Origin of the sequence: Salmonella sp. SAL04202, assembly GCF_046550775.1 — a bacterium.
In the GTDB taxonomy this organism is placed as follows: domain Bacteria; phylum Pseudomonadota; class Gammaproteobacteria; order Enterobacterales; family Enterobacteriaceae; genus Salmonella; species Salmonella enterica.
This window is the reverse complement of sequence record NZ_JBGDXK010000001.1, coordinates 100365-123581: the sequence shown is the minus strand read 5'-3', so window position 1 is coordinate 123581 and position 23217 is coordinate 100365. Positions and strand designations below refer to the sequence as shown.

Annotated in this window: 19 protein-coding genes; 5 read left to right on the top strand and 14 right to left on the bottom strand. The window is 51.7% G+C overall.

Annotated features, from left to right (window positions below; genetic code table 11):
• Positions 1 to 4: 4 nt before the first annotated feature.
• From adrA to ACLJQJ_RS00605, 5 genes are all read right to left on the bottom strand, one after another.
• Positions 5 to 1117, bottom strand: a complete 1113-nt coding sequence (adrA, locus tag ACLJQJ_RS00625) for a diguanylate cyclase AdrA (protein WP_063808892.1) — start codon at positions 1115 to 1117, stop codon at positions 5 to 7.
• A 91-nt stretch (positions 1118 to 1208) separates the two neighbouring features.
• Positions 1209 to 1529 carry a phosphate starvation-inducible protein PsiF gene (gene psiF / locus ACLJQJ_RS00620; RefSeq protein ID WP_000705165.1) on the bottom strand — a complete coding sequence of 107 codons (321 nt, stop codon included), beginning with the start codon at positions 1527 to 1529 and terminating at the stop codon, positions 1209 to 1211.
• A 352-nt stretch (positions 1530 to 1881) separates the two neighbouring features.
• The gene (gene iraP, locus ACLJQJ_RS00615; protein ID WP_001518423.1) at positions 1882 to 2142 is read right to left on the bottom strand and encodes an anti-adapter protein IraP; all 261 of its coding nucleotides are present in this window, start codon (positions 2140 to 2142) and stop codon (positions 1882 to 1884) included.
• A 296-nt stretch (positions 2143 to 2438) separates the two neighbouring features.
• Positions 2439 to 3650, bottom strand: a complete 1212-nt coding sequence (locus ACLJQJ_RS00610) for a multidrug efflux MFS transporter (protein WP_000446772.1) — start codon at positions 3648 to 3650, stop codon at positions 2439 to 2441.
• A 168-nt stretch (positions 3651 to 3818) separates the two neighbouring features.
• Positions 3819 to 4532 carry an extensin family protein gene (locus tag ACLJQJ_RS00605; protein ID WP_063809062.1) on the bottom strand — a complete coding sequence of 238 codons (714 nt, stop codon included), beginning with the start codon at positions 4530 to 4532 and terminating at the stop codon, positions 3819 to 3821.
• A gap of 77 nt (positions 4533 to 4609) precedes the next feature.
• Here ACLJQJ_RS00605 and ddlA point away from each other — a divergent pair, with 77 nt between their 5' ends.
• Complete coding sequence (ddlA, locus tag ACLJQJ_RS00600) at positions 4610 to 5704, top strand: D-alanine--D-alanine ligase (protein WP_063809061.1); 1095 nt, start codon at positions 4610 to 4612, stop codon at positions 5702 to 5704.
• Positions 5705 to 5729: 25 nt separating this feature from the next.
• Here ddlA and ACLJQJ_RS00595 read toward each other — a convergent pair whose 3' ends face one another.
• The gene (locus tag ACLJQJ_RS00595) at positions 5730 to 5945 is read right to left on the bottom strand and encodes a DUF2754 family protein (protein WP_001239240.1); all 216 of its coding nucleotides are present in this window, start codon (positions 5943 to 5945) and stop codon (positions 5730 to 5732) included.
• A gap of 267 nt (positions 5946 to 6212) precedes the next feature.
• On the opposite strand from ACLJQJ_RS00595, the gene ACLJQJ_RS00590 reads away from it, so the two are divergent.
• Positions 6213 to 6521, top strand: coding sequence for a YaiY family protein (locus ACLJQJ_RS00590; RefSeq protein ID WP_000763139.1), 309 nt, complete (start codon positions 6213 to 6215; stop codon positions 6519 to 6521).
• Positions 6522 to 6558: 37 nt separating this feature from the next.
• Here the strand turns inward: ACLJQJ_RS00590 and yaiW are convergent, their stop codons facing one another.
• Both yaiW and sbmA read right to left on the bottom strand, forming a co-directional pair.
• On the bottom strand, positions 6559 to 7653 hold the full coding sequence (gene yaiW, locus ACLJQJ_RS00585; protein ID WP_001271421.1) for a surface-exposed outer membrane lipoprotein YaiW: 1095 nt from the start codon (positions 7651 to 7653) through the stop codon (positions 6559 to 6561).
• Between the two features lie 14 nt (positions 7654 to 7667).
• Positions 7668 to 8888 carry a peptide antibiotic transporter SbmA gene (sbmA, locus tag ACLJQJ_RS00580; RefSeq protein WP_000477023.1) on the bottom strand — a complete coding sequence of 407 codons (1221 nt, stop codon included), beginning with the start codon at positions 8886 to 8888 and terminating at the stop codon, positions 7668 to 7670.
• 346 nt (positions 8889 to 9234) lie between these two features.
• On the opposite strand from sbmA, the gene ampH reads away from it, so the two are divergent.
• A complete protein-coding gene (gene ampH / locus ACLJQJ_RS00575) occupies positions 9235 to 10392 on the top strand; it encodes a D-alanyl-D-alanine-carboxypeptidase/endopeptidase AmpH (RefSeq protein WP_000830777.1) in 1158 nt (385 codons plus the stop codon).
• Positions 10393 to 10436: 44 nt separating this feature from the next.
• On the opposite strand, the gene iprA is transcribed toward ampH, so the two are convergent.
• Both iprA and ACLJQJ_RS00565 read right to left on the bottom strand, forming a co-directional pair.
• Positions 10437 to 11060, bottom strand: a complete 624-nt coding sequence (gene iprA, locus ACLJQJ_RS00570; RefSeq protein ID WP_000950242.1) for a hydrogen peroxide resistance inhibitor IprA — start codon at positions 11058 to 11060, stop codon at positions 10437 to 10439.
• A gap of 85 nt (positions 11061 to 11145) precedes the next feature.
• The gene (locus tag ACLJQJ_RS00565; protein ID WP_063809059.1) at positions 11146 to 14031 is read right to left on the bottom strand and encodes an autotransporter outer membrane beta-barrel domain-containing protein; all 2886 of its coding nucleotides are present in this window, start codon (positions 14029 to 14031) and stop codon (positions 11146 to 11148) included.
• A gap of 512 nt (positions 14032 to 14543) precedes the next feature.
• On the opposite strand from ACLJQJ_RS00565, the gene hemB reads away from it, so the two are divergent.
• The gene (gene hemB, locus ACLJQJ_RS00560; RefSeq protein WP_000130724.1) at positions 14544 to 15518 is read left to right on the top strand and encodes a porphobilinogen synthase; all 975 of its coding nucleotides are present in this window, start codon (positions 14544 to 14546) and stop codon (positions 15516 to 15518) included.
• A gap of 106 nt (positions 15519 to 15624) precedes the next feature.
• On the opposite strand, the gene prpE is transcribed toward hemB, so the two are convergent.
• From prpE to prpB, 4 genes are all read right to left on the bottom strand, one after another.
• A complete protein-coding gene (gene prpE, locus ACLJQJ_RS00555; protein WP_020839543.1) occupies positions 15625 to 17511 on the bottom strand; it encodes a propionate--CoA ligase in 1887 nt (628 codons plus the stop codon).
• 40 nt (positions 17512 to 17551) lie between these two features.
• Positions 17552 to 19003 carry a bifunctional 2-methylcitrate dehydratase/aconitate hydratase gene (locus ACLJQJ_RS00550; protein WP_000107076.1) on the bottom strand — a complete coding sequence of 484 codons (1452 nt, stop codon included), beginning with the start codon at positions 19001 to 19003 and terminating at the stop codon, positions 17552 to 17554.
• Positions 19004 to 19042: 39 nt separating this feature from the next.
• Positions 19043 to 20212 (bottom strand): 2-methylcitrate synthase, encoded by a 1170-nt coding sequence (gene prpC, locus ACLJQJ_RS00545; RefSeq protein ID WP_063809058.1) that lies wholly within the window; start codon positions 20210 to 20212, stop codon positions 19043 to 19045.
• A gap of 122 nt (positions 20213 to 20334) precedes the next feature.
• A complete protein-coding gene (prpB, locus tag ACLJQJ_RS00540; protein WP_000052223.1) occupies positions 20335 to 21222 on the bottom strand; it encodes a methylisocitrate lyase in 888 nt (295 codons plus the stop codon).
• A gap of 265 nt (positions 21223 to 21487) precedes the next feature.
• Between prpB and prpR the strand changes: the two genes are divergently transcribed.
• On the top strand, positions 21488 to 23113 hold the full coding sequence (prpR, locus tag ACLJQJ_RS00535) for a propionate catabolism operon regulatory protein PrpR (protein ID WP_063809057.1): 1626 nt from the start codon (positions 21488 to 21490) through the stop codon (positions 23111 to 23113).
• Positions 23114 to 23217 lie beyond the last annotated feature (104 nt).

Genomic DNA, 23217 nt, shown 5'->3' with positions numbered 1-23217 from the left:
GACGTCATGCCGCCACTTCGGTGCGGTTACGTCCGGCATTCTTTGCTTTGTAAAGCGCCATATCCGCAGACTTTAACCATTCCCGATAATGACCGATTTGTGGCGTTAACGGCGCCACGCCCACGCTGATACGTAACATGACCTGCGGCGCGCCCGGCAAGCGTAAGGTATTTAGCCGTTCATGCACTCGCGACATGGCGGTAATCGCGCTGTCTGCCGGCGTTCCGCACATAATCACCGCAAATTCGTCGCCGCCAAAGCGCCCGATAATATCACTCCCGCGTAGCGTTATCTGTAATTGACGCGTCAGGGCGATAATAGCCTCATCCCCAACATCATGTCCCCAGGTGTCGTTAATGCTCTTAAAATGATCGATATCGATAATCAACAATGTCGCCTCCCGATGGTGGCGTCGGCTGTGATCGAATTCATTACGTAATAAAATTTCCCAGTGGCGTCGGTTATAGACGCCGGTCATGCCATCCCGCGAGCTCATCGCCTGCAAGCGTCGCTTATGTTCCGCTAATTTAATGGCCGTTTGGTAACTTACCCAGGCGAACAGAAGCGGATACAACATAATGACGGGCAAAGAGAGCGTGACTTCCAGCGACGAGCTTCGCATCGCGACGGGTAGCCCGGTAAGCTGCAACGTCACCAGACATGACGCCAGCAAAAGGCCCATTCCGACAGTGAATAGCCGCCGCCCGCCAGCGCCCATCAGATTCATGCTCATCATCATAAACAGCGCGGCGGCAGGCAACATATTGACGCCCATCAGCGCGATCCACATGCCGGAGAGGATCGCATCCACTTTCAGGTTGTAAATTTCCTGGCGTAGCGGATCAAGGGCTTTCGCCGCCCACTGCCATGCCAGATGCGGCCAGACAAAAGACCAGCCGACCAGCAATAGCCACCAGCCGCCAAAGACAGGTTGCGTCACTAACACGGCGGCCACCGGTAAAAACATCCCCCCTAACCCCACCGCGCGCGGTAGCCTGATGCGCCGGGCGAAGCGCAATCCGGAGCGCTGACGATCATCAGAAGGGTCAGGCGGCGCTACCGCCTGTTCAACCGCTTTTCGGTAAAAATTTTCATCATTCATTATTTTTGGGAACATTTAGAAACAATTTTCCCAAATTATAGAAACAGAGCGCATGGAGGGAGTATGAAATTTCGGGTGAGTGTTTTTCAGGGCTCACCCGATAGCACTACGCCGCTTTTTTCAGGCAGGCGCTCATAAACTTGCTACGGTCATCGCCTTTCAGTGATTGTTCCGTCGCCTGAACATTGCATTCACGCATTTTCTGCTGTTGCGGCGTCAGGCTTTTCTCGCCAGGGGCTGACTGACTGTTTTTCAGGCAGTCGCTAAGGTAGGTTTTACGCGCATCGCCTTTCAACGCTTGCGCTGTCGCCTGCTGATTACAGGTCGTCATGCGCTGCTGTTGCGGCGTTAACGGTTTCTCGGTTGCGCCGACGGCGGTTAAAAAGACCAGGCCAAAAAGTAAAGTCACCAGTAATGTTATTTTCATAGCACCATCCTTTTGTCAGTGTACACATTACACGTTGTCCCTTTGGGAAATATCCCAGGGACTTTATATAAGTCTGGCTGTTACTGGCAAAAATACCACCCGGCTGTAAAAGTATTACTTACCGTTAGCAATAGATGTTTTATTGATTGACAAACCGTAGGCTAATGTGCAATTCGATTATCCACAGTCACACTGGCAGGATGCAGAAGAACAGCGCATAACGTTACACTGTTATTACCATAGCCGCTTCGTTTTTATTTTGCTCTGTATTACCCAGAAGAAAATAAAAACGAAGCGGCTATGTTATTTCATAAAAGTAACGTTATAACAACTGTGTTGTTTTAAAATACGATTAGTGCCGGGGGTGTCTCAGCAACTTTTTTACATATTGGCGCAGCAATTCCGTATCGTGATCAGGAACGCTGGCATCCGGCTTTACGCCTTCAAGTGCCCCCTCTACCTGACGTATCAACATCTCCTGCTCGTTTTGCGCCATGTTACGTAACATTGCTGTGACGATAATCTCTAACGCTTCTACCTGAGCAACCAGTTCTTTCGACTCTTCTTCTTTTTGGGCTAGCTTAAGCAACAACTCTGCTATGAGATTTTTCATGACCATATTTCCTTATTAGTTCCAGGGTGACGTTATCACTATGAAGAACCACTGCCTAGAGGCTGAAAGTACTATTTTTATGATACAGGAAGAACTTTACACAAATAATTATCACTGTCGCCGCAGCGAAACGTTTCTCAGACCGAAAACGAGACGATAATAAACCATCAAAAAACAATAATCACGCTATATCATAATTTAAGGTTATGCCATCTATAGAAAAACTTCACGGATAAAGAATATATCTTTTAATTTAAACCATATCGTAACGGCAGAAGCGCCGTTACGATGCACCGCTATTGGCCTTTCGCTTTTTGCGCGTTACGCCGACGACGTAACGCCAGGGTCAGTTGCCCAATATTGATCAACACGATCGCCGCCGTAGCGATAAAAACCCAGCGGAAACCGGCCATCGCCGATACCGTCGCGCCCATCAACGGCCCAACCACGTTGCCCAGGTACATAAATGACTGGTTGTAGCCAAAAATACGTCCGGTAATTTGGTCACTGGAGTATTTCACCAATAACGTTTGTACGGCGGGTAACATCGCGCCATCGGCAAAGCCTAACAAGAAACGCAACAGCCCCAACTGGAACGGCGTGGTGACCCAGGACATCGCGAAGAAAAGCAGCACTGCGCAGATAAGCGTGGCCATCAGAATTCTTTCCGTGCCGATTCTGTCGCCAAGTTTTCCCAGGCGAGGCGCGGAGATAAGCGCGGAGATACCGGGCACCGAGGCGATTAACCCGCTAAGAAAGGCGATGTTATTACTGTCCGGCATCATTGATTTGATAAACAGCGCCAGGATTGGACTGATGGAACCATTACAGAGTTGAATGACCATCGTGGTAAAAAACAAACTGATCACCAGCGCAGGATAAGGTAACGACGCAAAAACGGCTTTACCACTCAGGCGTTCGCTTTTCCTGATGACCGGACGCACGCCTTCTTTAATTAAAAATAGCGTGACCAGAAAGCTCACCACCAACAGCATGGCGGTAATCAGAAATACCGCCCGCAGCCCGATATGATCCGCGACAAAGCCGCCCATTAACGGCCCGCCGATAACGCCGCTGATCTGCGCGGTAGAAAGCGTACTGAGCGCCCAGCCGCTACGTTCGCGTGGTACCTGAGAGGCTACCAGCGCCATGGCATTGGGGATATAGCCTGACGTTAACCCCATGATTCCGCGCAGCAGGAAAAGTTGCCAGACATGGGTCGCGAATGCCTGCAGTAGAATAGCTATCGCCATCCCGAGCGACGCGCGCAATAGCATCAGTTTACGCCCTTTACGATCGGCGAGACTGCCCCACATCGGCGACACAATGGCGGAAATAAGAAACGTGATGCTAAACGTTAACCCGGACCACATTGATAACGCTTCATGGGAAGAGACGCCAAGCTGGGAAATATAAAGGGGTAAGAATGGCAGGATTTGGCTGATTGCCAGCCCGGTAAAAAAACATCCAAACCAAACGGAAATTAGATTAACTTTCCAGGATTCCATAAGACTCGTAACGGTAAGTAGCTGAAAATACGCGTTAGCTTAGCAAGTTCTCTTTTTCCTGGTGGTTCCAGAGGTGCGATACGTCACACTTTGCTATTTTGTCTCCCCGTTCATCATTTTTGTGAAACATGTCACATTATATAGCCGCGCAAGGCAGACGTTTATGCTTTAACGACACACGCCGTAGCCCCGCATTCCAAGATGAAAATGGTTAGCATGAGCAGCGTTATAGTCAGGCCCGAGCCCATTGCCATAATAATGGCAACTGGCGTTTAACATAGCGCGTAACCAGGGCCCCGTCTCCTGACGCCCCCAGCCGCGCAGAACAGTGATTTTTCGGCCATCTGATAGCTGAAACCCGCTGACATCCAGCGCTTCTGCGCTGGCATGTTCACTGCGACGCGCATCCGGGCGGTGATAAATATTACGGCAGACATAGCTGCCCAGATGTTCGATGCGGGTCAGGCGGTGCTTCATCCACGTTTCTGTTAAAGGTTTTGCCTGCTGTTCGACAAACAGCGCGGAGCGCAGCGCCAACGGGCAGGAGGCTAAAAAACTGCTGCTCAGTTTGACCTGGCCAAAATCTCTGACGCGCACAACATGGGACAAGGGACATTCACCAGCGCTATCCGCAACAGGTTGTGATGAAATTAATCCCTGTTGATTGGCCGCCGTCAACAGCTCCCGGCACTGCGACGGCGTCAGGCGCTGTAGTTTGAAGGTAGTGATCCAGCCTGGCGGATCGGCAAGTTGTAGCGGAGCAAAAGGATTATAATAAGAGGGAAGATAACGATATCCCAGCCCGCCAATGCCGCCCAACAGCACAATAATCAGAAAACCCTTACCTCTCACGCGGCCTCCGTTCTCACATCCCATAAACATTATGGCAGAACCCCGCGAAACCCGCGTTTTGTCGTGGTAATGTATACGCTTTGCATTCGATGGAATGGGTTTTTAAGATGGCGAAATTGCGGGTAGGAATAGTATTTGGCGGTAAGTCGGCGGAACATGAAGTGTCTTTGCAATCAGCGAAAAATATCGTTGATGCGATCGATAAAACCCGCTTCGACGTGGTGCTGTTAGGGATAGATAAGGCGGGACAATGGCATGTTAACGATGCGGAAAATTATTTGCAGAATGCAGACGATCCGGCACATATCGCGCTACGTCCTTCGGCAATCAGTCTGGCCCAGGTGCCTGGCAAACATCAACACCAATTGATTAACGCCCAGAACGGGCAGCCGCTACCGACGGTAGATGTTATTTTTCCTATCGTCCACGGTACGCTGGGCGAAGACGGCTCATTGCAGGGGATGCTGCGCGTCGCAAACTTACCGTTTGTCGGTTCAGACGTGCTGAGCTCCGCAGCCTGCATGGATAAAGACGTCGCCAAACGACTGCTACGCGATGCAGGACTGAATATCGCCCCGTTTATTACACTCACCCGAACGAATCGTCACGCGTTTAGTTTTGCCGAGGTTAAATCCCGTCTGGGACTGCCGCTGTTCGTTAAGCCCGCCAATCAGGGCTCTTCGGTCGGCGTCAGTAAAGTCGCTAACGAAGCGCAATATCAGCAGGCGGTCGCGCTGGCTTTCGAATTCGATCATAAAGTGGTGGTGGAACAAGGGATCAAAGGGCGCGAGATCGAATGCGCCGTATTAGGTAACGATAACCCACAGGCCAGTACCTGCGGCGAAATCGTACTGAATAGCGAATTTTACGCCTACGATACTAAGTATATTGATGATAACGGCGCACAAGTTGTCGTGCCTGCACAGATCCCTTCCGAGGTGAATGACAAGATTCGCGCGATCGCGATCCAGGCTTATCAGACGCTGGGGTGCGCGGGTATGGCGCGTGTCGATGTCTTTTTAACGGCAGACAATGAGGTCGTGATTAACGAGATCAATACGCTGCCAGGTTTTACCAATATCAGTATGTATCCAAAACTCTGGCAGGCGAGCGGATTGGGCTATACCGATTTGATCAGCCGTCTGATTGAGCTGGCGCTGGAACGCCATACGGCGAATAACGCCTTAAAAACCACGATGTAATAGCGCACGCCCGATAGCGCAACGTTTATCGGGCGTCTTTTACCTCGTCATCTTCGCGCCGGCGAATGATGAACCCCGCCAGCCAGAAGCTAATAATCCACGTTACCAGCCCAACACCATAGGTTTGCCATCCTTTCGCCTCAAATCCCAGCAATCCTACGACGCCATTCAAAATAAAGATAAGGCCAATAGAGAAGGCATAGTAGTGCCAGTCACGACGAATTTTTACAGGCAAACGCATAACGACTCCGACGTATTAACAGCAACAAAAACGTATTTTTGCATACTTCTGGCGGGCGAGTCTGTGGGGGATACGGAATTTCTTAAATGTTAATTGATTTTGATAAAAGTGATCGTTTTGTGACAACTAACAAAAATTTACGCGATGGATACATTCCGTATGTGAAATTACCATGATTCTGATATTGACAAACACAATGACCTGTCAGACTTCACAGTAAGCCGATGGCATAACGCCAGATCGTAGCCGATCATCCTGGAGGTCTTTATGGCTGATTTCACTCTCTCAAAATCGCTGTTCAGCGGGAAGCATCGAGAAACCTCCTCTACGCCCGGAAATATTGCTTACGCCATATTTGTACTGTTTTGCTTCTGGGCCGGAGCGCAACTCTTAAACCTGCTGGTTCATGCGCCGGGCATCTATGAGCATCTGATGCAGGTACAGGATACAGGTCGACCGCGGGTAGAGATTGGGCTGGGCGTCGGGACGATTTTTGGCCTGGTGCCCTTCCTCACGGGCTGCCTCATTTTCGCCGTTATCGCCGCGTTTTTACGCTGGCGTCACCGTCACCAATAAACCTTAGCGCGCTGGAGAAAATATCCCAGCGCGAAATTTATCGCCCCATACACCGCGCCCGCCGCTCATCAACTCGTTTAGCAAACCAGGCGGTCGTCAGCTTGCGCGTGATCTTCGGGCTTTCCAGTTGAATACCGGGCAACATTTCCCGCGCAAGCGTCTTGCCCGTTTTGGCCTCGGCCAGTTTATAGACTTTCTTGTAGAGCGCCGTTTTTTCAAACGCCAGGCTATCGCCTTTCTCCAGTTGGCTGCGAATTTCACGCTCACTCATTCCCAACTGCCCTGCCAGTTTGCGCACCGCTAACTCTGTTTTGCCCGGTTCCTTGCTGTTATAACGAATCAGATCGCCATCCAGCGCCAGTTTTACCCCACTGGCTTTACTGACGGCATTCTGGAACGCAGCGTTACGGCTGGCGTACCATCCCGCGTTGAAGTCGGCGAAGCGGAAAACAGGCGCGCTGTAGTTCGCCGGGTAATTCAGCAAATGGTAGGTTCCAAACCACAACCCGCCACGGCGCGTAAAGACCTCCTGACGTACCGTACCCGTCATCTTCCACGGATAGCCTTTCGCGTGCTGTTCGGCAAAGGCAATGCTGACCTGCATCGGGCCGCCCGTATGCACCGGGTTATATGAGCCAAATAGCGTCTGCCCCATAGGGACCATATTGATAAAGTCGTCAAAAATAGCGCTAAGCTGTTTTTCGGTTTTTACCGTGTCCAGGCGTTCGCTATAGCTTTTGCCGTTGGGGGAGTTAATTTTCAGCGCGGTGTGCACCAGAAACAGCGGAATGTGTAGTCGTTCAGCACGGCGATCAATCTCCTGCCAGGCGATTTTACTTAGCCCCGGCACGACAGGATCCGCCTGATAACCGGACTCCTGCTGGGCGACAGCCAGCACCGAACAGATATTTTCTACCGTCGGCGCCAGCCCCTGGCTCTTAAACGTTGTCGCGATATCTTTCGCCCAGGCCTCTCTGTCTTTGACACTGGCCGGCATTTTCTGACGTACTACGCTTGCCACGTCGACAGGCTTCTCGCCCTTGCTCACCGGCTGCCCGGATTGACTACTACAGCCAGCCAATATGGCGACCGCCAGAAAAGGCAGAGGATAAAGACGGGACGCCGCCGACATAACGTTTCCTTCTGTTAGCTAAAAGAGTGGGTCACTTCCTGAACTGGCTGACCATCCAACTGACGTTCAAAGCTACGCAAACGTTTATAAATAGACATCAGCTCCACCAGAGTCGTCCAGGAGTTAATCAAATACTGGAACGAACCGCGCACCTGGCCAAACACGTTGGTGATTTGCGTCATCAGCCCCAGCGTAATCGTACCGGCAACAATGGAAGGAAACAGCAGGAACAAACCGAAAACGTTATCGACCTGCAAATAGAGAATGCGCGCGATGTTGAAATACATATAGTGAAAGTAGAGACGGAAGTAGTTATGGCGCACCGCGCTAAACAGTTCACGGACGGTGGGCGGCGTGGCGCGGCTGGCGTCATCTTCACCGTAGACCAGCTCCTTACGATAAGCGGCTTCCACTCGCTGATTTTTAAATTCCAGCCCCGGCAATTTGATCCCGACGACCGCCAGCAGGCCCGTCCCCATTAATGACCAGACTATAGCGGCAATGACCAGGCCGTAAGGGATATGTCCTACGATGGGTAAATCCGGCACATGCGCTGACAGGGTGACCAACACCGGCAGAAAGGCGATGAGCGTCATGATGGCATTGATAAAACTCACGCCCATATTCTCCAGTGTAGAGGCAAAACGCATGGTGTCTTCCTGCACACGCTGGGCGGCCCCTTCGATATGGCGCAGGTACTGCCAGTGCGCCATATAGTGCTCATTCATTGCGGTACGCCAGCGAAATACATAGTGGCTGACAAAGAAGTTGTTCAGCACACCGATCACCACGGCGATAAGCGCAATACCGAGAAACACCCCCACTTCATGATAAAATTGACCAAGAGTGACCTTGTGCGGCGAGCTGAGCGCCGTTTGAATCAAATCATAGAATGGTGCGTACCAGGCGTTAACCGCAACGCCAACCTCCACCAAAAACCAGGTGACAAAAATAATGAGCGAGGTGCCAAGTATCGACCAGTACTGCCAGCGGTGCGGGCTATAGATGAACCAGAACGTTGCAAATAATCCCACGCAAATCAGGTAATAAGCATAAAAAATCAGATAGTCCAGCGACCAGAAGCGCGCTGCGCTGATAGGCACTTCATCGGATGCCCCCACAAGTCGCGCCACCCAATCTCCTCCTCCCGCCTGCCAGAAAATGACGGCGATCAGCGCCCAAACAAACGCCGACATGAAAAACGGCCCTGGCTTTGGGAAAAAAGATTTAAACATCATGCTCTCCTGCTAACTTCTTATCTTTATTACGGCTGCTGTGACGGCGGCAATAGCACGCCATGCCCACGCAAATGAAAGGGCTAAACCAGGCATTGTGACCTACGTTGTGACGCTTAGTTCGCATTTCTGCTCAACAGAATTGTTTCGACGAGTTTCATACACAGCAGGCACGCTGACGCTATCAGGTTATCACAAGCGCTCTATCACAAAAGTAAACATTCTCCATCACGAAAACCCGCCGTTACGTTTTTTCACCCACTTTTTTCTCTTTAACGTTTTGCAATGTGCCGCCGGGTAGTATAAATACGCATAACCACCGTTATTTCACTTATGGACATCACCGTTGAAACGTAGTCTGCTTTTTACTGCCATGCTGTTTGCGGCATCACTTACTTCTGTCCAGGCGGCTCAGCCGATTGCCGATCCGGTTTTTGCCTCTGATATCGTTGATCGTTATGCCGAGCATATCTTTTATGGTAGCGGCGCCACGGGCATGGCGCTGGTGGTGATCGACGGCAATCAACGCGTATTTCGTAGTTTCGGTGACACCAGACCGGGCAATAATGTTCGTCCACAGCTTGATTCGGTCATTCGTATCGCTTCTCTCACCAAGCTCATGACCAGTGAAATGTTGGTAAAATTGCTCGATCAGGGAACGGTAAAATTAAACGATCCTCTCAGCAAATATGCGCCTCCCGGCGCGCATGTCCCGACGTATCAAGGCACGCCGATTACGTTGGTCAACTTAGCGACCCACACCAGCGCGCTTCCGCGAGAACAGCCCGGCGGCGCGGCGCATCGTCCGGTATTTGTCTGGCCAACCCGCGAACAACGCTGGAACTGGCTCTCCACAGCAACGTTAAAAGTCGCGCCAGGCTCGCAGGCGGCCTATTCCAATCTGGCGTTCGACCTGTTAGCCGACGCGCTGGCGACCGCCTCCGGCAAACCTTATACGCAACTGTTTGAAGAAAAGATTACCCGCCCGCTGGGAATGAAAGACACCACGTTTACCCCTTCTCCCGATCAGTGTAAGCGTCTGATGGTGGCAGAAAAAGGCGCAAGCCCCTGTAATAATACGCTGGCAGCCATTGGCAGCGGCGGGGTCTATTCTACGCCAGGAGATATGATGCGCTGGATGCAACAGTATCTGTCGTCAGATTTCTATCACCGTAGCCAACAGGCCGATCGTATGCAAACGTTGATTTATCAGCGCACACAGTTAAAGAAAATCATTGGGATGGACGTACCGGGTAAAGCCGACGCGCTCGGTCTGGGTTGGGTCTATATGGCGCCAAAAGACGGACGTCCTGGCATTATCCAGAAAACAGGAGGCGGCGGCGGTTTTATTACCTATATGGCGATGATCCCGCAATATAATATTGGCGCTTTTGTGGTCGTAACCCGTTCCCCCCTCACTCGTTTTACCAATATGAGCGACGGGATTAACGATTTGGTTACTGAGCTAAGCGGCAATAAACCGATTGCTATTCCTGCATCCTGAGTCGTCGCGCCTCGCGCTATATCAGACGAGGCGCAACATTTTTGTTAATATTCGGAGGGCAAACGGTTAATACTGATCAGTTTGCCTTTATTCATTTCAATGTAATTACCCTTACGCAGGGCCGCGAGAACTTCCGCCACCACCGATCGCGATACGCGCGTTCGTTGATGAATATAATTCATAACACCAATACGTGAGCGAAGCTCTTCATCCCACTCAATCATTGTCATTAATGTCGCACGAATCTGGTCGTAAGAATTATTACCAATGAGCTGCTTGTCACGAAGTTCCAGTACTTGACTTTTCCATACTATCCAACAAAAAGCTTCACGCCACAGTTGGTTTTGCTCAATGATGGCAAGAGTTTGTGATGATGAGAGGCGATAACCAATGCAACCGCTCTCCGCAATTAATTTATATTGTGCCTCTTTTTTCGCCACACCATCGGCTAAACCGAAAATAAAGGGGGCCTGCACAATACCAATAAGAACTTTATCACCCCGAACTAACGAAACAACTCCCTCTAAAATAACAAAGGTATGGGTATTACTTTCATCAGGTGAACAGATAATCTCTTTATCATTAACAAACTCGAAACGCGTACCATGCTTAGAAAGGCATTTATCGAGTCTGTAGAATTCCTGTAGTGGCTTGCTTAAAGATAACATATGCATTCCTTGCAATAATGCCCGTCAAGTCCTTGACGGGCATTTTTCAGTTTAAATTACCTTTATTTCTCCTGAGAGAAAATGATTACCAGGTATATTTAACACCAACGTTTGCAGACCAGTCTTGATCAACATCACCGCCACCGAGGTAGTTAGCATCGGTGTAGGCGCTGAAGTTCTTCGTGAAGCTGAACTGAGTACCCAGACCAACACGTACCGCAGAACCTTCTACGCCGTTGTCGATAGAGTCGCCGTTTACGTCAGCATCGTTGTTGGAGTCGTCGTAAACGTAAGCCAGTTTGAAGTACGGGGTCAACGCCTGATCTTCGCTGTAAGTGAAGGTATAACCTGCATCTACACCGAGTTCATAACGCATGCTGTCGTAAGACTGACCGTCAACTTTCATGTCGTTGCTCAGCTGGTAGTCGTCGCCAGACTGGAACAGACCGGATACGCTGCCGTAAGGCGTTACGTAGCCTGCATCACCCAGCTTCAGATCATAACCCAGTTTCAAGCCGAAGCCCCAGGCGTCAGAAGAGGTGTTGCCGTCAACGTAAGTACCGTCGCTCATGTTAGCAGACAAATCGTTGTTGAAGTGAGAGTAGCTCAAGTTACCGTCAACAAAGATGTTGTTTGCGAAACGAGCGGAAGAGTAGATGTAGGCAGACTGGCTGTCCTGATCCACCTGACCGGTACGATCGCTCAGATCGCCTTTCGCGAAACCTGCTGCCGCACCAACGATCCACTTAGCGTTGTTACCATCAACTTTGGTATCAACACCGACCATGATGCCATTAACATCCTGATCGTAGTTAATGGTGCCGTTGTCGCCGTTGAAGTTACCGCCGAAGTAGCTTACCCATGCGCCGCCGTTATCCGCCAGGCCATGACGAGCGTTGGTCAGACGAGTACCAACGGTGTCTTGTTCCAGGTTCCAGATATTGGTGTTCGCAGAAGGAATGCTCAGCGCCATGTTAGCGTAGTCGGTCAGTTCCATCTGTTCCAGCACGACAGTGTTGCCTTCCTGCTTAGCCTGATAGGTGTAAGCACCCAGGTCAGCTTTGTTTGCTGCAGAGAAGGTCGCGTCGGTGTTTATGTCATTGACATAAATCAGCTCGTTGCCTTTGTAATCCGCAACAGAACCGGCACCAGTAGCGTTGTCGATGCGCACTTTATAGTTACCAGTTGCGGCTACAACGTTGTCAGTGGTGCTACTTGCATCAGCCTCGTCACCATTGTTGATATCGCCGTTACCATTGATAGTCAGGTGACCGTCAGAGTTCATCGCAACAACGCCGTAACCGTAGTTAGCCTGAGTAGTATCCCAGGTACGGTCGTTCACCAAATCGGCATTTAGGGTATAGTCATTGCTATGAATGTTGAGCACACCAGCATAAACATTGCCATTATTATCCGCAACGTTACTGCTAGTCAGTTCTAACGTATCAGTATCAATGACGCTATCTGCGTTTGTATTGTTGGTTTGAATATCTAACATACCACCGTGAGTTACGGTAATAGTATTAGCGTACAGTGCATCATCACTCCATGCACTGCTGACATCATCAGCCAAAGTAACTGTACTGAAAGTATCAACGGTCAGGTGATCAGTATCAACGTAGCCACCTTCCCCGATGTTCATAGCTGAACCACCGTTTAGAGTAATGGTATCAGCGGTTAAACTGGAGCCATTAGCAACATCAACCTGAGAGCCGCTATTTACTGCTAAGGTATCTATTACAGATGTTTTTGTGGTATCCCACTCAGATCCATTATTCAAGCTGACGTCAAAGATACCGCTCTGGAAGGAAGCAGCACTATTAACACGTCCCCAGGCATCATAATTAGTCGAGTCTGGATCTAAGCCATTGGCATCAACATCATAGAATTGCACTGGATCCATTGACTGTGAATCATTAAACGCCGCACCAACCCATTTAGTGTTATTCAGGGTCAATGTCAGGTGATCAACGTTTTGATCATCATCTGCCCAACCACCATTCGTATAGACGGTAGTGGAATCATCGACTAAACGGCCGTCAGAATAGAAATTATAATTCCAGGAGCTCTGAAGGACGACATCCCCCAGTAACTGCGAGTCGGTAAACGTAACGTTGTTTACCATACGGTAATTTGAATAAGGATCGTCAACAAAAGCTAAAGCAACATCATCTTTATTCCAACCATTGCCATTATAATCGCTTGGTTCACTTGAATTGCCAAAATGGCCTTGTTCTTCATCTTCGGACACGGAGCCTGAAGTTACAGTTGAATTCGCTACGTTAATAGTGTTATCCCACTGATGTGCTTCGGTTGTATATGTTGAATTGCCAAGATCTTTTTGGTAAAGAGCAATACCAGCCACATGAGAATTGTTAGTAATATTAATATTACTTTCAACATCAAGGGTTATAGCAGTGCCTAAACCAGCAGTAACCAATTTGTCATAATCGGTTTTGACTGTTTTTCCATCAGAATCGAGATAGGTATCAGTGAAGTAAAACGCCTCAAAGTCATCATCGATTGTAGAATTAGAAATGTTTAGATTAAAAGTATCATCATCAACCCAATCATGGGTCGTATAATCACTACCGTTAGTCCAAACATATTGACCGTAGCCAATCTGGTCAGAAGTAATCATACCATGAATGGTTGAGTTGGTAACATCCAATGTATTCGCAGTATCATTGGCGTAATCATGATTCAGATAAAAAGTTGAAATGACGCCATTTACAGTGTCACCAGTAAATTTTGTATCAAAATAGCCGCTATCACTAGCTGGGGTGTTGTAGACATAACCACCATAAGTTAGATAGTCATGATCGTTGGTATTATCCCAGCCAAAAACAGTGGCTGCATCGTCATGGTACCCAAAAGTATCATATGTAGTAGCATTCGCCTGAGAAGTGATTGCCAGAGTGCAAGCCAATGCTAATTGTGAGACTACAAGTTTCTTTTTCCAGGAGTGCATTTGTCATCCCTCCTCAGGGACGTAATATAGTTGATCCATCAATTATCCATGCATAAAAACATAGAGATGTTTAGCAAGAAGGATTATGCGGCGTCATTGCTAAAAGGTTCAATTATTCTTTATCCTCAGTCCGGATTCGGACATGAATTAAAAAGACGTAATAAAAGTAAACTTTATAATTGAAAAGCATTCTTTTTCATGACCTTACAAGAAAATAAAAAAACAAAATACATATAAGATAAATATGGATTAAAGAAAAACAAAATAAATATGAATAATGTTAAAACCCACATTTACTTAAATGACGATGAAATAAAACTAAAAACAACGTAAAACTAATTCTTATTTAAAATGATATAGTGCCTGAGGTATTAATCTTCGGTATATAAAAGAAGCGCCATGTTCTGCCGCCGCCGGGGCTGCGCCTGCTACGTTAAGGACCGTTTTCGTAAAACATCTGCCTGCAGATTCAGGTATACTGGGCCTTCGATTCCACAAACATCAGGCAGACCATGACAGACCTTATCCATCGCCCTCGCCGCCTGCGCAAATCCGCTGCGCTGCGCGCTATGTTTGAAGAGACAACACTTAGCCTGAACGACCTGGTGTTGCCGATCTTTGTTGAAGAAGAACTCGACGATTACAAAGCTATTGATGCCATGCCCGGCGTAATGCGTATCCCGGAAAAGCAGCTGGCGCGAGAGATTGAACGTATCGCAAATGCTGGCATTCGTTCCGTTATGACCTTCGGCATTTCTCACCATACTGATGACACCGGCAGCGATACCTGGAAAGAAGACGGCCTGGTGGCAAGAATGTCCCGCATCTGTAAGCAAACCGTGCCGGAGATGATCGTCATGTCCGACACCTGCTTCTGCGAATACACCTCGCACGGCCACTGCGGCGTGTTGTGCGAACACGGCGTGGATAACGATGCGACGCTGGCCAACCTCGGCAAGCAGGCCGTTATCGCGGCGGCGGCTGGAGCAGATTTTATTGCGCCCTCCGCGGCCATGGATGGACAAGTCCAAGCTATCCGCCAGGCGCTGGATGCCGCCGGTTTTACCGATACGGCAATAATGTCCTACTCCACTAAGTTCGCCTCTTCTTTCTACGGCCCCTTCCGTGAAGCAGCGGGTACCGCGTTAAAAGGCGACCGCAAGACGTATCAAATGAATCCGATGAACCGCCGTGAAGCGATTCGCGAATCACTGCTCGACGAAGCCCAGGGCGCGGATTGCTTAATGGTGAAACCGGCCGGCGCGTATCTGGACGTGCTGCGTGAAATCCGCGAACGCACAGAGTTGCCGCTTGGCGCTTACCAGGTGAGCGGTGAATACGCCATGATTAAATTTGCTGCTATGGCTGGCGCCATCGATGAAGAAAAGGTCGTGCTGGAAAGTCTGGGCTCGATTAAACGCGCCGGCGCCGATTTGATTTTCAGTTACTTCGCGCTGGATCTGGCTGAGAAAAATATTCTGCGTTAATTCTGTTACAGGGCGGCGCGCTGCCGCCGCCCTTTCCCGACTTTACACCCCACTATTCAGTCGCTGAGTCTAACCCGTTGCCGGACGCGGCTTATCCGGCTTACGGCTATTCCTCGATCGCCTGGCGAATTTGCTGCAACGACGCGGGATCGTCAATGGTTGTCAGATCGCCCGGATCGCGGCCTTCGCAGATCGCCTGGATCGTGCGGCGAAGCATCTTTCCGGAACGCGTTTTGGGGAGCTGCGAGACAAACCAGACATGCGCCGGACGACCAAAGTGACCGATCTGGTTGTCCACCAGCGCCATAATCGCGTTTTCCTCGTCGCGCGCCGCCTCGCGATCCGCCAGCGTATCGCTCTGCTTCGGAATGACAAACGCCACCGCTACCTGCCCTTTCAGAGCGTCTTTTATCCCCACTACCGCCACTTCCGCTACGTTCGGGTAGCTGGAGATACTTTCTTCTATTTCTCGCGTCCCCAGCCGATGACCCGCAATATTAATCACATCATCGGTACGGCCCAGAATAAAGTAATACCCCTCGGCGTCGCGGATCCCCCAGTCGAAAGTGGCATAAACCTGACGGTTAAACAGCGACCAGTAAGTCTTCACAAAACGCGCATCGTCGCCCCAAATAGTCTGAATACAGCCCGGCGGCAGCGGCCCTTCAATCACCAGCATTCCCTTTTCATTTATGCCGCAGGGCTCGCCGGTGACTTCATTGAGTAGCTGGACGTTATAACCGTACATCGGCACGCCGGGACTTCCCAGACGCGACGGCCTGTCGTCCAGCGCGCGGGCCAGCGCCATGATCGGCCAGCCGGACTCCGTCTGCCAATAATTGTCGATGACCGGTACGCCCAGCGTTTCCGTCACCCAACTGGCCGTCGGCTCGTCCAGCGGCTCACCGGCCAGATAAAGCGCCTCCAGCGAGGAGAGATCGTGATTGCGGATTTGCGCCGTCGGGAATTTTTTCAGCACGCGAATCGCGGTCGGAGCGGAAAACATCCGGTTAACCTGGTATTTCTCGACAATTTTCCACCAGACCCCGCAATCCGGGTACGTCGGCAGTCCTTCGTAAACAATAGTCGCCATGCCTGCCAGCAGCGGCGCGTAAACGATATAGGAGTGGCCGACGACCCAGCCGATATCCGATGCGCAAAAGAATACGCCGCCCGCCTTGCCACCAAAAATGGTGTCCATCGAGGTTGCCAGCGCCACCGCATAACCGCCGACGTCGCGCTGGACGCCTTTCGGTTTGCCGGTAGTGCCGGAGGTGTAAAGAATGCACGAGGTTTCATTGGATTCCAGCCACGCCACCGGCACGCTCGCGCCGAGATGCTGCTGGCGCAACGTGGCAAAATCCAGATCGCGCCCATCCACCCACGCCATTTTCGCCAGCCCTCTGTCCACCAGCAGAACGTGTTTCGGCTGATGCTGCGCCTGCGCAATAGCGTCATCGAGCAGCTTTTTATACGGCAGGATTTTACCGCCCCGCGCTCCGGCATCCGCCGACACAATCAGCGCCGGTCTGGCATCGTCAATGCGCGCCGCCACGCTGTGCGAGGCAAAACCGCCAAAGACCACCGAATGGATCGCGCCAATGCGCGCGCAGGCCAGCAGCGTTATCTGCGCTTCGGCAATCATCGGCATATAGACCAATACGCGATCGCCACGCTGCACGCCCAGCGACAGCAGCATAGCGGCCACAGCGTTGACTTCATCATGCAACTGGCTGAAGGTAAATGTGCGCTCTTCATCGGTCTCTGATGAGACGGCAATCAGCGCCAGCGCCTCCGGCTGTTTATCCAGCCAGCGGTCGACGGCGTTATGACATAAGTTAGTGGTGCCGCCGCAAAACCAGCGGGCAAACGGTGGACGGCTATGATCCAGCGTCTGCGTAAACGGCTGTCGCCAGTCGATACGCCGGGCCTGCTCGGCCCAGAACGCCTCCGGTTCGTTAATGGAACGCTGATAAAATTCGCTAAAAGACATCACGCTCTCCTGTTGAACTTACGCCTTATTGCTGGCTGGCTCAGATGACATATAAATCGAGGTATTCGTTAACCGGCATCTGCTCCAGGCGGGCTCTGTCCAGGGAGACATCCAGAATGCGTTGCTGCTGGCGAGTCGGGAACTGACGCGCCAGGTTAATTTTAAATTTTTCGATAAGCTTCGGAATACCGTCGGCGCGGCGACGCGCATGACCAATCGGATACTCCACGACAACCTCGCCAAAGCGTGAGCCATCAGTAAACTCCACGGTGATCGCATTGCCGATAGCACGTTTTTCCGGGTCGTGATAGTCGGCGGTAAAAGCCGGGTCCTCATAACACACGATTTTCTCGCGCAGGGCGTCAATACGCTTGTCCTGCGCCACCTCGTCTTCATAATCCGCCGCGGTTAACCGTCCGAACAGCAACGGCACGGCGACCATATACTGGATACAGTGATCGCGGTCCGCCGGGTTATTGAGCGGGCCTTTTTTATCGATAATGCGAAGACAGGCTTCGTGGGTACGGATGGTCACTTTCTCGATATCCGCTGCCGTTTTGCCCGCGGCCTGCATCTGCTCGTACAGCGTCATCGCCGCTTCGACGGCGGTTTGCGAGTGGAATTCTGCCGGGAAAGAAATTTTGAACAGCACGTTTTCCATCACGTAGGAGCCGTAAGGACGCTGGAAACGGAACGTTTCACCTTTGAATGAAACGTCGTAGAAGCCCCAGGTTTTGGCGGTGAGCGCCGAGGGATAGCCCATCTCGCCGGTTTTCGCCATCAGCGCCAGACGTACCGCGCGCGAAGTCGCATCGCCCGCCGCCCAGGATTTGCGCGTACCGGTATTCGGCGCATGACGATAGGTACGCAGCGACTGGCCATCCACCCACGCCAGCGATACCGCGTTGAGGATCTCATCGCGCGTCAGCCCCAGCATTTCAGCGACCACCGCGGTCGAGGCCACTTTGACCAGCAGCACATGATCAAGCCCGACACGGTTGAAGGCGTTTTCCAGCGCGATGCAGCCCTGAATTTCATGGGCTTTGATCATCCCGCTCAATACCTGTTTCATGGTCAGCGGCGCTTTGCCGGCGGCGACGGCGTTGCGTGACAGCCAGTCAGCAATCGCCAGAATACCGCCCAGGTTATCAGAAGGATGGCCCCACTCGGCGGCAAGCCAGGTATCGTTAAAATCGAGCCAGCGGATCATCGCGCCAATGTTAAAGGCTGCCTGTACCGGATCGAGCTGAAACTGGGTGCCCGGCACGCGTGCGCCGTTGGGCACCACCGTGCCTGGCACGATCGGCCCAAGCAATTTTTTACAGGCCGGGTATTCCAGCGCTTCCAGACCACAGCCGAGCGTGTCGAGCAGGCAATAATGCGCGGTGTCGTACGCCACCTTTGAGGTGATGTCGTAGTTCATCACGTAATCCACGATATCGACGATTTCGCGGTCAAATTCCGGGCGGATGTTCAGTTCTTGGGTAGACATAGGGTACGTTTCCTGCGTTTTATTTTTAATAAGAGTGAGTTAGCAACGATCGTCTATCGAGACAAACTGGCGATCTTCCGGCCCGGTATAGTTGGCAGAGGGGCGAATAATCTTGTTGTCCTGACGCTGTTCAATAATGTGCGCCGCCCAGCCGGTTACGCGGGCGATGACAAACAGCGGGGTGAACATTTCGGTAGGGACGCCCATCATGTTGTAGGAGACCGCCGAAAACCAGTCGAGATTCGGGAACATCTTTTTTGTCTCCCACATCACCGTTTCCAGACGGTCAGCGATGTGGTACATCTTCAGCGAGCCGCCTTCTTCTGAAAGCTGTTTCGCCACCCGTTTGATCACCTGGTGGCGCGGGTCGGCGATGGTGTAAACCGGATGTCCAAAGCCAATCACCACCTCTTTGTTTTCCACGCGTTTACGGATATCCGCCTCTGCCTCGTCCGGCGTTTCATAACGCTGTTGAATTTCCAGCGACACCTCATTCGCCCCGCCGTGTTTCGGGCCGCGCAGCGCGCCAATCGCGCCGATAATCGCGGAGTAGACATCCGAGCCGGTTCCGGCAATCACCCGGCTGGTAAACGTCGAGGCGTTGAACTCATGCTCGGCATACAGCACCAGCGAAATATGCATCGCCTTTTCCCAGCTTTGGGTTGGCTTTTCACCGTGCAGCAGATGCAGGAAATGGCCGCCGATGGAATCATCGTCGGTTTCCGGCTGAATACGTTCGCCGTTGTGGCTGTAGTGATACCAGTAAAGAAGGATAGAGCTGAGCGAGGCCAACAGCTTATCGGCAATATCGCGCGCGCCGGAGACGGTATGTGCCTCTTTTTCCGGCAGGGTGCAGCCCAGCGCGGAAACGCCGGTACGCATCACGTCCATCGGGTGCGAGGCCGCCGGTAACGCTTCCAGAACGGTACGGACATTGGCGGGTAATCCGCGCAGCGCTTTTAATTTGCTTTTATACGCGTTCAGCTCGTCGCGGGTCGGTAATTTTCCGTGGATCAGTAAATGCGCGACTTCTTCAAATTCGCAGTGCTCCGCCAGATCGAGAATGTCGTAACCGCGATAGTGCAGATCGTTACCGCTTTTTCCCACGGTACACAGAGCGGTATTTCCGGCAGGTACGCCGGAAAGCGCGACCGATTTTTTGGGCTTAATGACATGCGTGTTGTTTTGCAGGATCGTCGTGTCTGTCATATTGTCCTCGTCATTATTGTAATGTGTAGGGTATTGAGGCGTGTAGGCCGTACCGTAGGCGGGTTAAACGTAGTGCCATCCGGCATTGCCTGATGGCGGCTTCGCCTTATCAGGCCTACAGGCTACGATTTTTTATTCCTGTACAGCGCGTCCAGCTTCTCTTCGAACTGGTAGTAATTGATGCTTTCGTACAGCTCGTTGCGGGTCTGCATGATGTCGATCACGTTCTTTTGCGTCCCTTCCTGGCGCAGCACGGTATAGACTTTTTCTGCGGCGCGGTTCATGGCGCGAAACGCCGACAACGGATAGAGCGCCATCGCCACGTTTGCGCTGCGCAACTCGTCGGTCGTAAACAGCGGCGTCGCGCCAAACTCAGTGATGTTGGCGAGGATCGGCACCTGCGCCACGTCGGCGAACTGGCGGTACATCGACAGCTCGGTGATCGCCTCCGGGAACAGCATGTCAGCCCCCGCGTCCACGTAAGCCTGCGCGCGATCGAGAGCCGCCTCCAGCCCTTCCACCGCCAGCGCATCGGTACGCGCCATGATCACAAAGTTCGGATCGGTGCGCGCATCCACTGCCGCCCGAATTCGGTCTACCATCTCCTCTTTCGAGACGATCGCTTTGTTGGGACGGTGTCCACAGCGCTTAGCGCCAACCTGGTCTTCAATATGCAGCGCGGCGGCGCCCGCTTTGGCTATGGACTTTACCGTCCGCGCGACATTAAAGGCGGAGGAACCAAAGCCAATATCCGCATCCACCAACAGCGGCAGCGGGCAAACATCCGTGATGCGCCGGATATCGGTTAACACATCATCCAGCGTCGAAATCCCCAGGTCCGGCAGTCCGAGCGAGCCCGCCGCTACGCCGCCACCAGAAAGATAGATAGCCTGATACCCGGCCCGTTGGGCCAACAGAGCATGGTTAGCATTGATAGCGCCGACAATTTGTAATGGATTCTCTTTAGCGAGCGCGGCGCGAAATGCCTGCCCCGGCGAATGTAAAGACATATCTCGTCCTCATGTTAGTAAATTGTTACTCAGAATGTATTCACCAAAGCAAAGGCTATGCCAGGCAAAGAGGCTGCGAGAAAATTAAATACAATGAGATTTAAAAACAGGTAATTACAGTCATTCCTGTTATGAATAAACGCGATTAAGGGAAAAGAAAAACGTGTCAGCTAACGTTTCATGAAACGAATCACCCTGTTTCATTGCAACATTTATGAAACGCGTTTAAAACAAAAAATCGCCCCTTAAAGATGAGCCTACTGCGATGACGACTGCTCACAGCGCTCCGCGCGATAATAGCGATAAACCGGTGATCTGGACGGTCTCCGTAACGCGTCTGTTCGAACTGTTTCGGGATATCAGCCTGGAATTCGATCATCTGGCGACCATCACGCCTATTCAACTCGGCTTTGAAAAGGCGGTGACCTACATTCGCAAAAAACTGGCGACCGAGCGCTGCGACGCGATTATCGCGGCGGGTTCGAATGGGGCCTATTTAAAAAGTCGCCTGTCAATACCGGTGATCCTCATCAAGCCCAGCGGATTCGATGTATTACAGGCGCTGGCGAAAGCGGGAAAGCTCACCTCGTCTATCGGTATCGTGACCTATCAGGAGACCATTCCGGCTTTACTTGCCTTTCAGAAAACGTTTCACCTCTGTCTTGAACAGCGAAGCTATGTCACCGAAGAGGACGCGCGCGGGCAAATTAACGAACTTAAGGCCAACGGTATTGAAGCCGTCGTCGGCGCGGGATTAATTACCGATCTGGCGGAAGAAGCGGGAATGACCGCCATCTTTATTTATTCCGCGGCGACCGTTCGTCAGGCTTTCCATGATGCGCTGGATATGACCCGTCTGACACGGCGCCAGCGCGTGGATTACCCATCCGGCAAGGGATTACAAACCCGGTATGAACTGGGCGATATACGCGGCCAGTCGCCGCAAATGGAGCAGCTCCGCCAGACGATTACGCTCTATGCTCGCTCCCGTGCGGCAGTGCTGATTCAGGGGGAAACAGGGACCGGAAAAGAGCTGGCGGCGCAGGCGATTCACCAGACGTTCTTTCACCGCCAGCCTCACCGTCAGAATAAGCCATCCCCTCCCTTTGTCGCCGTCAATTGCGGCGCGATTACCGAGTCATTGCTGGAGGCGGAACTGTTTGGTTATGAAGAGGGCGCGTTTACCGGTTCACGACGAGGAGGCCGGGCGGGGCTGTTTGAAATCGCACACGGCGGCACGCTGTTTCTGGATGAAATCGGCGAAATGCCCTTGCCGTTACAAACCCGACTTTTGCGCGTACTGGAGGAAAAAGCCGTCACTCGCGTCGGCGGACACCAGCCGATCCCGGTGGAGGTCCGGGTGATCAGCGCTACGCATTGCGATCTGGATCGGGAGATAATGCAAGGACGTTTTCGCCCCGATCTCTTTTATCGCCTGAGTATTCTGCGTCTGACGCTTCCTCCTTTGCGCGAGCGGCAGGCTGATATTTTGCCGCTGGCGGAAAGCTTTTTAAAACAGTCGCTGGCGGCGATGGAAATTCCGTTTACCGAATCGATACGTCATGGATTGACACAGTGTCAGCCGCTTTTGCTGGCCTGGCGCTGGCCCGGTAATATTCGCGAACTGCGTAATATGATGGAGCGCCTGGCGCTTTTTTTAAGCGTCGATCCCGCGCCAACGCTGGACAGGCAATTTATGCGGCAGTTATTACCTGAGCTTATGGTGAACACAGCAGAGCTGACGCCTTCAACCGTGGATGCGAACGCGTTACAGGATGTACTGGCGCGCTTTAAGGGCGATAAGAGCGCCGCGGCGCGTTATCTGGGGATTAGCCGCACCACTCTGTGGCGTCGTTTAAAAGCTGGTGCCAAAGACCAGTCGGATAATTAAGACAAATGACCGCGTCCTGAATGCCTGATGGCGCTACGTTTACTGCAGGCCGTCATCCGGCAAAACGGATGCCGGTTGCCAGGAATAAAAATACCCGCCGGAAA

What these genes read in the sequence shown, in the direction of transcription:
- ACLJQJ_RS00590 (WP_000763139.1), top strand. Translation starts at nt 6,213, where the DNA reads ATGGCTGATTTCACTCTCTCAAAATCGCTGTTCAGCGGGAAGCATCGA.
- prpB (WP_000052223.1), bottom strand. Translation starts at nt 21,222, where the DNA reads ATGTCTTTACATTCGCCGGGGCAGGCATTTCGCGCCGCGCTCGCTAAA.
- iprA (WP_000950242.1), bottom strand. Translation starts at nt 11,060, where the DNA reads ATGTTATCTTTAAGCAAGCCACTACAGGAATTCTACAGACTCGATAAA.
- ddlA (WP_063809061.1), top strand. Translation starts at nt 4,610, where the DNA reads ATGGCGAAATTGCGGGTAGGAATAGTATTTGGCGGTAAGTCGGCGGAA.
- sbmA (WP_000477023.1), bottom strand. Translation starts at nt 8,888, where the DNA reads ATGTTTAAATCTTTTTTCCCAAAGCCAGGGCCGTTTTTCATGTCGGCG.
- psiF (WP_000705165.1), bottom strand. Translation starts at nt 1,529, where the DNA reads ATGAAAATAACATTACTGGTGACTTTACTTTTTGGCCTGGTCTTTTTA.
- prpC (WP_063809058.1), bottom strand. Translation starts at nt 20,212, where the DNA reads ATGACAGACACGACGATCCTGCAAAACAACACGCATGTCATTAAGCCC.
- iraP (WP_001518423.1), bottom strand. Translation starts at nt 2,142, where the DNA reads ATGAAAAATCTCATAGCAGAGTTGTTGCTTAAGCTAGCCCAAAAAGAA.
- adrA (WP_063808892.1), bottom strand. Translation starts at nt 1,117, where the DNA reads ATGTTCCCAAAAATAATGAATGATGAAAATTTTTACCGAAAAGCGGTT.
- prpR (WP_063809057.1), top strand. Translation starts at nt 21,488, where the DNA reads ATGACGACTGCTCACAGCGCTCCGCGCGATAATAGCGATAAACCGGTG.
- hemB (WP_000130724.1), top strand. Translation starts at nt 14,544, where the DNA reads ATGACAGACCTTATCCATCGCCCTCGCCGCCTGCGCAAATCCGCTGCG.
- prpE (WP_020839543.1), bottom strand. Translation starts at nt 17,511, where the DNA reads ATGTCTTTTAGCGAATTTTATCAGCGTTCCATTAACGAACCGGAGGCG.
- yaiW (WP_001271421.1), bottom strand. Translation starts at nt 7,653, where the DNA reads ATGTCGGCGGCGTCCCGTCTTTATCCTCTGCCTTTTCTGGCGGTCGCC.
- ACLJQJ_RS00565 (WP_063809059.1), bottom strand. Translation starts at nt 14,031, where the DNA reads ATGCACTCCTGGAAAAAGAAACTTGTAGTCTCACAATTAGCATTGGCT.
- ACLJQJ_RS00605 (WP_063809062.1), bottom strand. Translation starts at nt 4,532, where the DNA reads ATGTTTATGGGATGTGAGAACGGAGGCCGCGTGAGAGGTAAGGGTTTT.
- ACLJQJ_RS00550 (WP_000107076.1), bottom strand. Translation starts at nt 19,003, where the DNA reads ATGTCTACCCAAGAACTGAACATCCGCCCGGAATTTGACCGCGAAATC.
- ACLJQJ_RS00595 (WP_001239240.1), bottom strand. Translation starts at nt 5,945, where the DNA reads ATGCGTTTGCCTGTAAAAATTCGTCGTGACTGGCACTACTATGCCTTC.
- ACLJQJ_RS00610 (WP_000446772.1), bottom strand. Translation starts at nt 3,650, where the DNA reads ATGGAATCCTGGAAAGTTAATCTAATTTCCGTTTGGTTTGGATGTTTT.